The sequence below is a fragment of the Shewanella colwelliana ATCC 39565 genome (assembly GCF_000518705.1).
Taxonomy (GTDB): domain Bacteria; phylum Pseudomonadota; class Gammaproteobacteria; order Enterobacterales; family Shewanellaceae; genus Shewanella; species Shewanella colwelliana.
The window spans coordinates 1-13,043 of record NZ_JAEC01000012.1 but is presented as its reverse complement, the minus strand read 5'-3'; the positions used below and the strand labels follow the sequence as shown (position 1 = coordinate 13,043).

General features: G+C 45.9%; 14 protein-coding genes. 4 read left to right on the top strand and 10 right to left on the bottom strand.

The features are described from left to right. Window positions 1-43: 43 nt before the first annotated feature. Entirely contained in the window at window positions 44-505 is a 462-nt protein-coding gene (locus L876_RS0106695; protein ID WP_028763094.1) for a hypothetical protein, read from the bottom strand. Between the two features lie 213 nt (window positions 506-718). On the opposite strand from L876_RS0106695, the gene L876_RS0106690 reads away from it, so the two are divergent. Further along, window positions 719-943, top strand: a complete 225-nt coding sequence (locus tag L876_RS0106690) for a ribosome alternative rescue factor ArfA (protein WP_028763093.1) — start codon at window positions 719-721, stop codon at window positions 941-943. A 152-nt stretch (window positions 944-1,095) separates the two neighbouring features. Further along, window positions 1,096-1,986 carry a DMT family transporter gene (locus tag L876_RS0106685; protein WP_428829715.1) on the top strand — a complete coding sequence of 297 codons (891 nt, stop codon included), beginning with the start codon at window positions 1,096-1,098 and terminating at the stop codon, window positions 1,984-1,986. Between the two features lie 2 nt (window positions 1,987-1,988). Here the strand turns inward: L876_RS0106685 and L876_RS0106680 are convergent, their stop codons facing one another. The 9 genes from L876_RS0106680 to L876_RS0106645 form a co-directional block, all read right to left on the bottom strand. Then, window positions 1,989-2,216 (bottom strand): hypothetical protein, encoded by a 228-nt coding sequence (locus L876_RS0106680; RefSeq protein ID WP_028763091.1) that lies wholly within the window; start codon window positions 2,214-2,216, stop codon window positions 1,989-1,991. Between the two features lie 232 nt (window positions 2,217-2,448). After that, window positions 2,449-3,339: a hypothetical protein gene (locus L876_RS0106675; RefSeq protein ID WP_028763090.1), complete on the bottom strand. Its 891-nt coding sequence runs from the start codon at window positions 3,337-3,339 to the stop codon at window positions 2,449-2,451. A 61-nt stretch (window positions 3,340-3,400) separates the two neighbouring features. Beyond that, entirely contained in the window at window positions 3,401-4,528 is a 1,128-nt protein-coding gene (locus tag L876_RS0106670; RefSeq protein ID WP_028763089.1) for an AI-2E family transporter, read from the bottom strand. Window position 4,529: 1 nt separating this feature from the next. Beyond that, window positions 4,530-5,204: a potassium channel family protein gene (locus L876_RS0106665; RefSeq protein ID WP_028763088.1), complete on the bottom strand. Its 675-nt coding sequence runs from the start codon at window positions 5,202-5,204 to the stop codon at window positions 4,530-4,532. 36 nt (window positions 5,205-5,240) lie between these two features. Continuing rightward, window positions 5,241-6,563, bottom strand: a complete 1,323-nt coding sequence (locus tag L876_RS0106660; protein ID WP_248674505.1) for a BamA/TamA family outer membrane protein — start codon at window positions 6,561-6,563, stop codon at window positions 5,241-5,243. A gap of 94 nt (window positions 6,564-6,657) precedes the next feature. Then, window positions 6,658-7,698 (bottom strand): endonuclease/exonuclease/phosphatase family protein, encoded by a 1,041-nt coding sequence (locus L876_RS0106655; RefSeq protein WP_028763086.1) that lies wholly within the window; start codon window positions 7,696-7,698, stop codon window positions 6,658-6,660. Window positions 7,699-7,758: 60 nt separating this feature from the next. Further along, window positions 7,759-9,063, bottom strand: coding sequence for a diguanylate cyclase domain-containing protein (locus L876_RS21265; protein ID WP_156029386.1), 1,305 nt, complete (start codon window positions 9,061-9,063; stop codon window positions 7,759-7,761). Continuing rightward, window positions 9,018-9,353 (bottom strand): hypothetical protein, encoded by a 336-nt coding sequence (locus L876_RS22285; RefSeq protein ID WP_051412981.1) that lies wholly within the window; start codon window positions 9,351-9,353, stop codon window positions 9,018-9,020. Before L876_RS22285 ends, L876_RS21265 begins: the two co-directional genes overlap by 46 nt. A gap of 70 nt (window positions 9,354-9,423) precedes the next feature. Beyond that, window positions 9,424-10,251: a hypothetical protein gene (locus tag L876_RS0106645; protein ID WP_081730642.1), complete on the bottom strand. Its 828-nt coding sequence runs from the start codon at window positions 10,249-10,251 to the stop codon at window positions 9,424-9,426. Window positions 10,252-10,569: 318 nt separating this feature from the next. Between L876_RS0106645 and L876_RS0106640 the strand changes: the two genes are divergently transcribed. Together L876_RS0106640 and L876_RS0106635 are read left to right on the top strand one after the other, a co-directional pair. Beyond that, the gene (locus L876_RS0106640; protein ID WP_028763084.1) at window positions 10,570-11,229 is read left to right on the top strand and encodes a DNA-J related domain-containing protein; all 660 of its coding nucleotides are present in this window, start codon (window positions 10,570-10,572) and stop codon (window positions 11,227-11,229) included. A gap of 155 nt (window positions 11,230-11,384) precedes the next feature. Continuing rightward, entirely contained in the window at window positions 11,385-12,041 is a 657-nt protein-coding gene (locus L876_RS0106635) for a thiol:disulfide interchange protein DsbA/DsbL (protein ID WP_028763083.1), read from the top strand. The last annotated feature ends 1,002 nt before the right edge of the window (window positions 12,042-13,043 follow it).

The following is a 13,043-nucleotide window of genomic DNA, read 5'->3' as shown; positions in this document are numbered from 1 at the left end:
AGCCAACATAAAGGGTCAAGAGAAGGCCCTTGCAGTAAACAGACTATCGACACACGCAACGTGCAGATTGTTCACAAGGCGGTGCTTTAGCCACCTCACACCTACCGGTTGTATTACCTTCCCCGACACACCAAGCATTACAATCAAACGTATCAGGATGACCCGTATCGTTGCCGTGAACATGGACCACATCTTTGCCTGGGTTTGACTCCACTAGTATACCGTCTGGCAAACAAGCTTCGCCAAACATGCGCCCATTAGCAACACCGTGCTCGTCGGTACCAATATGACAGCCTGCGACACCAGGCGCTACGCCATCAGAATCTTTCCACCATGTTTGCTTTGCTGCTATCCAATCTGCTGGCTTAAAGGCAAAGGTCCCTTTAGCACCAGCCATCTGTTTTGCCCCACTTGAGGGCTGGCCAATATCACCATGGCCAGCGGCCGGCAAAGCAAAGAATAAGCCTAAACAGCTTATTAGCAATAACGTTTTAAAAATATTCATAACCGCTCCTTGTTAGTGTTGCACATAAGTGTAGAAGCTAATGAAAAGCTCTGCTTGGGCCCAGCGATCATTCAATAAAAAGTAGCAATATAGTGGTTGATTAATCGCCAAAACAGGCGTAATGTTCGGCGATCTCGGTAGTGGCACAAAGCCGTTAAAAAGTGCCAGCCTGCCGTGAATCAAGATGCTAGGTAACTATAAAGAGGACACCCAATGGGTAACAAAAACCAGCGCAACGTCACTATTGAACATGATAGTGGTCGAGGCAAAATAAAGGACAACGCCTTAAAGGCTATCGTCACCAGTGAATTATTTAAGATGCGTACTGAAAAACCGAGAAAAGGTAAAGGTTCATACAACCGCAAACAACAAAAGGGGCAAGCGCTAAAGGGCGTTGCCCCTTTTGACTTTCTAGCCCTACAGTTCATGGCCGCCTAATTAGACTCGTTAATCTTTGACATAAATAGTTTCAATCTCGGCCCACTTTCCCATAGTAATATTGACTAATATAAGTCAAAATCTTGCTCTGTTTTTGCTCGCTAACTCTGAGTTGTATTGCTATACCTTCCGCGACTGTTCTGCCCAAACTCGTGCCCATCTCATTTTTGGCCGTCGTCCTTATCTGGTCAACAACGCCACTAGGCATTGTATGGAGCAGCGAATCGGTACACCCAACCATGGCAGTCCTGCTTCGCATGGTGATCGCTTTAGTCATAGGCTCATTGATTATCTTATTTAGCCGCATCCGCCTGCCTTGGCATAAACGCGCCTTTAAACTTTATGCTTTTTCCTCTATCGGCATTGTCGGAGGCATGTTGCTCAGTTACTTTGCCGCTCGTTATCTTCCCTCGGGCACCATGTCGTTAATCTTTGGTTTATCGCCGCTACTGTCTGGGATACTGGCCCAAAAGCTACTTAACGAACCTAAATTTGGTCCACTGAGAGTATTGGCGCTATTGCTGGCATTTACTGGGCTTGGTGTAGTCTGCTCCACCAAACTATCACTGGGCAACGACAGCTGGATAGGTTTGGTATTAGTGTTGAGCGCAGTGTGTCTATTTAGCTTAAGTGGGGTGTTAATTAAAACCGTTAAACTGCAGATCCATCCTATTGCGAGTACTGTAGGGGCATTATTGTTTTCTACACCGATGTTTGCCATCGCTTGGATTATATTCGACGGCACTGTGCCGCTAGACACATGGTCAATCAAGTCGATGGGGGCCATTTTATACCTAGGTATCTTTGGTTCACTAATCGGCTTTATCGCCTATTTCTATATTCTACAACACCTCAATGCCAGTACCGTGGCGTTAGTCACCTTGATCACCCCAGTGTTTGCCATGGCGCTTGGCGCACAACTCAATGGTGAGACGATCAGCGAGACCCTGATCATTGGCGCAAGCTTAGTACTAGGGGGATTAGCCATTTATCAGTTTGGGGACAAGCTGGCTAAAAATCGACGTCGCTCCCAACAGATATAGTCTTAAAACGCCATTTTATACTGATTGGTATCAGCGGGTTTTTCATGTTGTTTGGCGGTCAACTCACGCCGCGTTTTACTGGGCGTAGACTGCGACTCAGTGTCTGGGTTAAGTGCCATCAAGGTTCGAATGTAATCCACCCGTTGTCGATAAGCTTCAGAGCTGAGATAAAGGCCTTTGTTGACCACAAAATATAAGCTATCAATGGGCGCTTTTATGCTGCTATTCATACTGTACTCCTCACCCTTTTATCGGCCGTTATCGCGATAGGGATAGGTTTATCCTGCAATATAAACACAGCATAAGTCGTACCAAGAAGGGCAAATGAGCGCTAACGCCCTCATTCATTTATGATTAACGCTCAACCATAAGACTCGTCGTGAAAGGCAAGCGTCAAATAATTGCAATGCAAACTCTGGCTCGATTGATATTTAAAATACTTACAGAGTCTGCAAGGCAAGCCTAGTCATCGGCCTTAGACAGGTGCATACGGGTTACGTCTCGGTTCCACAGCTGGATGATCTTTCGTGTTTTGTCTTTGTTCCAAAAGCACTTACCAAAGATGATAATCCCTGCTCCTTCAAGATCTCGTCGGTCTTCGACACCAAAACGCTGTTGTAATGCCCCCTTAAAGCTGTCGATAGGAATACCGACATCTTTGCTATCGGCAGGGTTTAGCCACAACATGGCTTTGTCGCTATGGGATAGCGTGCCCCAATACATACGTGGAGAGCCATTATCAGTAGGCTCTGCGTCGACAAAATTGACGAATAAATTCTTGGCGCGCCATCGATATTTATCGTCGGTGTAGACCCACAAGTCGGAGCTGGCCAGATCGCTCCCTCGTAATAAGCTATTGAGTAGTTTCTCTAACCCTTGGCTACCGATACGTTGATCAGGCTGATGAGCCCTCTTATCGTCCAGATACTGACTTTGAGGCTCTGCAATCTGATTAGGCAGCTCAAGTGCATCATTAGACTGAGCTTTCTTATCTAAAACGGCAGTTTGCGGTGAAGACGGTTTAGCCTTAGCGGTTGAAGGTGAACGGCTGAAATCAATTTTTAATGCATCACTTTCGGTGATGAGCTGATTCACCTCTGTCGCATCTTGCTCTTCACGTTGACGACTAGCAGAGGGCTTAAATTCGGCGCAATCAAGCTGATGATAACGAGAGCCAAAACAGGCCGCTTTACCATCTTTAGATGCTTTACGGAAATAGGCTTTACCATCACACACAGGGCAAAATAGGTGCTGGCGTAAACGCTCTATCTCAGCATCGTTTAATACCTGAAACTTAAATACCGAGTAGGTCATGTCAGGTTGAAGATCTATTTTGCAAATAGCGTCAAGCATGTTTCTCTCTGATTTATTTTAAGTTGTAGGCGGTAACTTAAGGCAAGTTACCGCCAAGCAATCAATCAAGTGTTTCACTGGAAGTCGGCACATCTTCAGGCGCTAAGGCTGCTTGTTCGCGACGATCACTTTGCAACCAATTGATAAAAATCTCATACCAAATAGCCAGAATAACCGCCCCTAAAAAGAGGCCGATAATCCCTGCGGTTAACATGCCGCCAATGGCGCCAATTAAAATTACCGGCATAGGCACATCAACACCTCGTCCCATCAACATAGGTTTCAAAAAGTTATCAGAGAGCCCAGCAAGCACCACCCAAATCGTAAATATGGTTGCCGAGATGGTCTCTTGTGTGGAAAACACATAAGCGATAACAGGTAACACAACAATAAGTGCTGGAAGTTGTGCAATACCCAATATCAATACCGCAAAGGTGATAATACCTGCCGCAGGAACTCCAAACACAAACATCGCCGAGCCGACCAACATAGATTGAATAAAGGCTACACCCACCACACCCAGTAACACGCTACGTATCGTCGCGGCAGTCAATGTACTCCACGCTTGCGCATTGGGACCAACCGCTCTCACCGCGACGGTTTGTACCGCTTTAGTACAGGCATCAGCATGAGCCATAAAGCCTCCCGCTATGGCTAAGGAAACGATAAACATCACTAAGGTGGCTAGGCTGCTGCCAATCACTCCGGCCATTGCCGATGCTGCATGTCTAATCTCAGGTAAAAAATGTAAAATTGCTTTTTCTAGGTTAGTAGAGACCAAACTCCATATTTCAAAAAGCTTATCACCAATTATTGGGATATCTGCCACCTTCTGTGTTGGACCGGGGATTTTCACCTCGCCACTTTGCAACACTTCTAATGTCCGCGTCACGCCCTCAAAAATGGATCCAGATACCACGACCACAGGCGTAATTAACAATATGATCCCCACTAAGGTCAACACTGTCGCCGCTAGGCCCCGACGACCCTTTAACATTCTCTCTAGCTTTTGCGTGACAGGCATTAGCGCGACCGCAATGATGGCGCCCCACAGTACAGGAATAACAAACGGCCTGACAATGTCATAGGTCCAAAACAGTAAAACCAGCAGCAGGCCAATTTTGATGGCTGACTCTGTCATGTTGTTGACGAACAGTTTGCTCTGCTCTTTTTGGGTTAAATGGTCCATATTAGTTTCCCTGACTATCTTGTGTTTGCGCTAATCCAGCGCTGACTAAGCTTGCTACCACAATCGCCATATAAAACACGCCAGCAATTGCCTCCATATAAACAATCACCTGAGCAAAGGGCGTCGCCGGACTAATATCGCCGTAGCCTAATGTGGTTAAGGTGACAAAACTAAAATAGGCAAACTGCGACATCATCTCTCGCCACGGTGCGGCTTCTACGCCATTAAATGCGTGGGGAGAAAGGGCAACAATCAAGATATAGATAATCGCCCACATTAATCCCATTAATAAAAACAGAGCGATAGACCCTATCACTTTGTTTGCATCAACCTGCCCAGTAAACAGAATTTGCCTTGCTATGGAACGAAATGTCCCACCATAAAATAGAAACATCAATATCAATATGATGTTATCCATCATCTCAATATCAGTAACATTACGTACTATGATGGCCACCATCCAACCACCTAAAAGGGTTGCCATAAAGCGATACCAAGCGTTATCGAAGCGTAGACTAAAGATACAGACGATAAATGTCACTGCCGTGAACGCTTCTATAATGAACTCGAGAACCCCATCTGGCATCTCTTTTACCAACGACGCACTTAACAGCAACGCGATTAAGGCCAATGTGGTGTAAAAGAAATTATTCTGTTGGGTAATTTTTCTTGCCATTCATGACGCTCCTTAGTCTATAAGCTATTCCCACCCTTAAAATGGATGGTCCACCATTATCCACAAGTTTGTTCCCTCCTCTGAATGGGCAATATCGCTGCGCACCACAAGACCCGCCATCAAAGCCCTCAAAGAAACACCAAAGTCATATTTAATATCACTGAATAATTCGCTGGCTTTAAACGATGGCGCTACACGACCAGCCTCGACAAACCCAACCAATTGAAACCAATCTAAACGTAAGAAGCGTAACCAGTTAATGTCCTCAACGGGGTTGGCTTTAAATGTATAACGATATTCCGCAGTACCATAAATTGCAGCCTTATCGTGAAAGCGGCTTTGATCGAAGCCTCGCATACGATAAAAGCCGCCTAAGGTTGCGCCCTCATTATAGGGGGCATTTCCGGTCACACGCCTGCCCCCCAGCTCATCATATTCAAGCGCCCAGGAGGGGCTATATCCTGTCCAAAAATTGAGCGCGATAACCCGTTGACTTGCATAGTCTGAACTACCTAACGAAAAGTATTTGCTCATATCTAGATTGATAAATGTCCACTCATGATCAGACTCTAGCCAAGCCGAATCGTGTGATATCGATAAATATTGGCTACTGCCATAGGAGGGATTAATAGGAAAGTCGGTATTGTCATACAAGATACCGAGTTCAAGCGCATGGATAGCGCCATCTAAAGTATCCTCTTCAAACTCAAAGCTTTGATAACGATTAAACTGTCGCAGCACCAACACGGTTGCCCCACTGCTCAATGGATTCCATACTTCACCACCACTCGGCGCAGACACCAATAAGCCATTTTCTATCTGATATTCAACTCGGCCGCTCTCTTTGGTTGCTCCAAAAGGAAGTGCATACTCAAGCTTAATATCAAACCAGTTGGAAGCCCCATCGGCTTGTAGAAATTGCTCATTTGAAGAGCCGTTACTCCCCGGTAAAGGCCTATCATAAGGAATATACTCATCGGTACTGCCAGCATAGGCCTTTTGCTGCGGGTAATAACCTAGCATGCCATACACACTTAAAAAGAATCGCTCGGTTTTTGGCAGCTTATAGTTCCATACGCCACCGCCGATACCACGGCTTACCTCACCACCAAATACCGTCCCCCCTATGGTCATCTGTTCTTGATAATAACCACTTAACATGCCACCGACACCAAGATTGAAGCCCATGGTATCAGTACTAAAAAGGTAGGGCAGCACAAGGTTTTCTTTCACTTTTGTTGAGGTTTCGGCGCGATTAACCGCACTCTTAACATTTGCGGCAGGGACAGCCAAAACCTGATTGAGCATAATGGCCCATAGCAAGGCGATCCCTATCGTGTTTAGGTAACACTTGCTCATAACCTTCCTCGTTGCTAACCGATGGTGTTTATCCAAAAACAATATAACATCAATAACTTGTAAGGCTAGTGTTAAACATACCATCACGCTTGGCTTATAGCCTGATTTTTAGGGTGATCATTACAGGTGCATGGTCCGTGCTGTGACTATCTTGCTCATAAATTGGATTCAGCAGATGTCGGTCGTAGGTGTGATAGCGCTCAACCTCAGCCAAACATTGGTCGTTATGCGGGTCAAACTCATTCGACAGCAGGATATAGTCGAGCACTGAACCCGATGCCAGATGGTAGTGCGTAGGTTGACGGGCAACGGCGATAGGACAGTACTGCGATCGCTCGAAAAGATGATAAGCATCTTGCAGACGATAAAGATTGAACCCCTGCTGTGATAATCCGCTCACTAAACGGGTATCGCTGGAGACCAAGCTGGCGAGCACGCCATCGCTAAGGTGGTCATTAAAATCCCCCATTAAAATGACGGGATGAGATAACTTCACTCGCTGCTTAGCTATCTCATAGCGAAGCAACATCGCTTCACTGCCTCGTACCATCGCCGCGCTCCACTTGGCAGCGGCTTCAATGGCAAAGTGCTGGCCCACCTGCTGAGTGCTCACTCCCAAGGTATCGACGCCCTGTTCAACGTCAAACTGACCACGTTTAGATTTAAAGTGCACCACGTAGCAATCACAAGCTCCGAGATTTGGCATATCAATGGTCGCCATTAACGGTTTGCGACTGAAACTAAAATCAGCCTGCAGCCCCATCATCGTCGCCAACTGCGGGTCGGGTTGCACAGGCTTAAAAGCTAAGATCGGAAACTTGGATGCCAGAGCAACAACAGGGCTACGATAGATAAAGCCATCGGTGACCAGAGGAGCATCAACAACCGCAAAAAACGGATAACCAGCATCATTAACTAAACGCTGCAACGCATCGATGGAGAAGACTTCCTGAAATCCAATGACATCGGGTGTGTGCTTCTGGAGATATTGAGTGATCCACGCCTGTTTTTGCAACCACTGGGGGTCAGTGTAAATATTAACAAAATCGTAGTAGGCATCTGGCGGCGCCATATAATTAAACAAGTTTAAGGTGGCGACTTTTAACTGATAGCGACTCTCGGATAAATTGGACACGCGGCACCTATTGTTTAATTGAATTGTTGAGCGCGATCGCAAGGCGCACCCAGCCACGCGCTACAAACTTAATAGCGCACCATCTGCTATCTCTACCCGATTACGGCCGCTGCGCTTCGCTTCGTACAACGCAATACCAGTTTGATGAATAAATGCTTCACTTCTGCTGTCTTGTTTAGGCAATGCGATAGACACACCGATACTGACCGTAATGTAATTAGATGTTGGCGATGCACGATGAGGAATGGCGAGCGCCTCAATGTTGGCTAAACAACGCTGAGCGGGTACCACACAATCTTTGGTATCAGGCAAGAGCACAACAAACTCCTCTCCCCCATAGCGTGCCACAACATCGGCTTTACGGTTCAGTGTCTTCTCTATCGCCTGCGCCACCGCAGCCAAGCATTCATCACCGGCTTGATGACCATAGGTGTCGTTATAAAGCTTGAAATGGTCGATATCGATCATCATTAACCCTAAGCTCGAACCTTGGCGCACCGCTCTTAACCATTCGTGATTAAAGGCTTCATCAAAAAAGCGCCGATTGGCAATTTTTGTCAGCGCATCAGTTTGAGACAACTGCTCCAGCTTTAACTTTGCCTCCTCTAATGCCTGAGTACGTTGCGCCACCTCCTCTTCAATTAAGGTTGTGCGGCGCAATAAAGCATAGACGTAAGCACTGCCTAGCAGCACAAATACCCAGCCAATAGCGGTGATCAAATAGGGCATCATTGATCGGCGCTCGGCGATATAACCAAGACTTGGAATAGCGTTAATTGACCAGTTCCGCCGCCCTACACTAGCAAGAGGCTTGGTATAGCTAAAATCACTTTGGGCGACAGAAAACTGCATAGGGATCGTTTGGTTACTATAAAGCACCTCAATCTCGCTGCCTAAGGTACGATCTTCCAAAGTAAAATAGATCCCTTTTGCGGCCGTGCGTTGTACGGCTCGATCAAACATGTCACTGACCTTCAACACCAACAAGACAAACCCCTTTATTTGTTCGCGTCGCTTTATCACATTTTTAGGCAAGCCTTGATATACCGGGATTGACACTAAAGTGCCGTATTGCTGACGGCCTTGTCCCAGCAGCGGCGTACTGGCACTGGCCACCACCAGATCTAGATCGCGAGAAACCGCTAGTGCGGCCATACGTGTCGAGTTAGACGCCAAGTTATAGCCTAAGGCAAACTCATTACCTGCAACGGGCTCAACATAAGCAATAGGGAAATACTCACTGTGTTGTTGCTCCGCGACTAACATGCCTGATGCCAGCTTCTGGGTGATCTCAAAATCGGTGAATAACCGCTGCTGCGTCAATTCAAATGGCTCACGCTGTTGATGCGTAATACGGGGGCCCACTCAATCGCATAGATATCTTGATGACGGACAATGAAACTCTGGGCAATACGAGCAAACTCTTTGGCGGTGACATGTTCAGAGCTATCAAACAGCCCCCTAAACGCATAAAGTACTTCGATATTAAGTAGGATCTCACGCTCAAGCGCTGATGCCTTGTCGTCGACATCTTTTCGAAATTCGGTGGCTATGGCCGCTGACTCTTTCTCATGGAATCGCTGCCCCAAATAGCCAGAAAAACCTAGCCCAGCCACAACGATTAATAAGATAATGTACTTCGAGTAGATGTTCATACTCCCCAACCAACAAGTCAAAAAAACCACCAACAGCTAGCATACCTGTAGTGGTTTTATAGCAGAAATCTTACCAAGGCATATCAAAGTAGACGCGCACAAAGGTGTCTTTATTCCACGGCAAGATAGGCAGATAGTCTGGGTCATCAACTGAAGTATTCGCATAAGGATCAAGGTTATACTCAGTATATTTCACGCTCATGACTAACAAGCTATCTTTAACCCATGCATTGGCATCATAGCTAAGCTCGGCTTGTAACTCATTTTCTAACCAATCACTGCCATCGTTCCACTGCTGAGCTGAAAGCGCTAACTCAAAAGATTGCCCCAAGGCAAAGTGCGTATCAGCGGCAATCGTATAGGCACCGGTTTTATTTTGAAAATCTTCACGATCGTAACCACGGGTGCGCGGCACATCATCATCTATCTCTAAAAAGTAATAGCCGCCACCCACTTTTACTCCAGCACTAAATGTATCGGTTTGATACTGGTAAGCCACTGCAGGAAACACTTTTGCTTGCTTCTCAACTGAACTCACAGTGTTACGCTTACCCTCTAACACCACTTCCCAATTGATGCTGCTGGTATCAGAGAAGCTGAACAACTCGCCACTGGCACCATAAGCCGAACTAAACCAGATAGGGATATGATCGGGATCTAACTCATCGACATCATGATCGATATAAATATTGATATCACCGGTCAGTAAAATATCGCTCTGGGTCATGTATTCAAGGCCAATCTGCACCCCAGCACCAAAGGTGTGCGAGTCTGCCTCATCAACATAATAATCATGGGCACCGATCGCTAAGCGCCAATCTATCTCATTTGCAGAAGCTGCCGCCCCCATGTTCGCAGCCACTAGCGCACTTATTAGCAATATCTTTGATCTGTTCAAAACGTTTCCTTCTGTTTATTGCCCAAACTCGTCGATATCATTGAGTTCTGTTCCCGTTGAGATTAAGTCAAAGTTAAGCATAAATAACCAATATTGTCAGTAAATTAAAGCGTAAGTAGCCGATGAAAATCTTCATACTCCCCGTGAAGGTGCGACACGATTTTACCTATTTGCCAGCGCACATCTGCGACGACATTTATTGGCTTAGCATCGCCTAAATTTAAACGCACCGATAATGAGCAACAATTTAAGGCTTGCGTTCCAAATCAGCTGTTGCCATAGTAGAAAATATCGCCAATCACGGATGAGTGAAATTGCATGTTACTAGCCAAACAGCCACCAATGACACCGCGACTCGATGATCAAACCGCTTCAGCGGATCTGTTTGCGATCAAAGGTGACAACCCCCTCATCTGGCCGCTGTTGTCACTATTACAAAGCTCCCTAAGCAGCTGGAAGGTACATCACCTTGCCGCTGAACTGCAGCAAAAAGGCTTAATGCAAAACCTCGACGAAAACCCACAAAAAGCGCTATTTAAACAAAACTTTCTCTTGATGAACGCCCTGTTTGAACTGCAGCAGATCCTATTACCTAAAAGTTGGCTGCAAGTGAAATCCATGGAGATACAGATTTTTAGAATCGTCCCCTGTAATCTCGACCAACAGCTTGCGGAAGATGATGCCCTCAGGGATTACTACAAAGATTGGCGTAACTACGATACCTGTCCCGATATCATTCAAGAGATGCTGGAGTCTTTCTGGAATCGTTATGAAAACTATATTGGTACTAACCCCAATTTGATGCATCAAAGCCGAGCCTTGGCTGTTTTTGAGCTTGACGATACCGCCACCAATAAAGAGATCCGCAGACAATGGCGACGCCTCGCGTTAATGTGGCACCCCGACCGTGATGGCGGCGATGCCTCCAAGTTTCGAGAAGTTTGTGAAGCTTGGCAAAGTTTGCGAGAAAAAAGCTAAACGAGCCGCTGAAACTCCAACCTGCATCACATTCTCAGCGCAGATTATTGCGCTGACTTCAGTCATACTTAAGCTTTCGCTATTATGCTAATAAAATTGAATTTTTCCGTTACGATTTAGTTATTTCGCAACGACTTCGTCATTCTGAGGACATCATGATTAAACATATCGCATTAGCTCTAACCCTTGCCATTGCTCCCCTAAGCAGTTTTGCTGCCCAGTTTGTTGAAGGTAAGCATTTCACTACCGTTTCTGACAAAGCCCCTAGCGCTGAACCTAAACTTACCGAGTTTTACTCATTCTATTGCCACAACTGTTTCAACATGGAAACTCAATATTTAGGCGATATCAAAGCCAACCTGAATAAGAAAGTGAGCTTTGACAGCAAGCATGTTGACTTCATGAACAGTGAAATTGGTACCGAAGTGATGCGTTCGCTTGCCGTTATCCAAGAGCTAAACGTGCAAGACACTATGATCCACGCCATGTTCGCGGCGATCCAAGGTGATGAAAGTGCCCACGGACACAACCATGATCACAGCGCTCATGAAGAGCCAGCTATCAACAACCGTGCAGACATTAAGAAAGTGTTTGCCGATAAGGGCATCGATATCAGTAAGTATGACGCTATTGCAGACAGCAAAGCGGTCAACGAGAAGATCGATCTTTGGCGTGCGCAGCAACGTGAATTCCGCATTCAAAGTGTACCCACCTTCATCGTTAACGATAAGTACGCCGTCAACCTTAGCCAAGTGCGTACCCTTGGTGAGCTCATTGACCTGATCAATTACTTAGCTGTAGAGCATAAATAAGCCCAGTACTTATTATGCAATACCTATCAAAGGCTTCTTCGGAAGCCTTTTTTATTGTTCTGTTGTCACCATGCCACCAACGCCACTGCCATGCCTAAACCAAGTTATCACTCGCTTTGACTTGGTCTAATTGAGATGCCATCAACGTCCGCCCCGGCATCTACACCGAGTTTTCTATCTCTTCGATTTGACCTTGTGAGAAGCTTTTGGACAAAAATAAGCTGGCCTTGGAATGAAGGTGTTGGCATTTTTGGCTTGTAACATTTGGCTGTATTGGTTTTTATTTCGCTGACGGTAGCGTTGACTTTCATTGTTTTGAATTGCTTGCAGCAGGCCCCACGTGCAAACACATTTGTGACACGGTGAGAGAAGCGTAGCTTCGTGCTTACGAACGAGAGGCATGGACGCCGAACTGGCTTTTAGACATGGACGTTGTTCGAGCACTTCCATGTGAGCTCTACCTCGGCATCCATGCCTCAGAAGGTCACAACTGTGTTCGCACCGAGTTTTCTATCTCTTCGATTTGACCTTGCTGCTACGGTAATTACAAGTTAAATCGTTTCTGGACAAAAATAAGCTGGCCTTCGAATGAAGGTGTTGGCATTTTTGGCTTGTAACATTTGGCTGTATTGGAATTGGAATTGGAATGTGTGTTTAAAGTCGAATCTTCATTGTAGTTAAAAGCCTGCGGCTCGCTTATGTGCAGATACTGCTTCGGGACGCTATACGTCATCCCTGACCGCTTAACGAAAACATCTGACCTACATGGAAGTAGTGAATGCCGTAAAATGTCGGGAACATTTTCGGCCATGTTTTCGATACCCTCAGCCGCATCTACACAGGGTTATTTTATCTCTCCGATTTAACCTTTCGGGTATCAATCTAACAATCAAAAGTTAAATCATTTTTGGACAAAAATATGCTGACCTTCGAATGAAGGTGTTGGCATTTTTGGCTTATAACATTTGGCTGTATTGGTTTTTATTTCGCTGACGGTAGCGT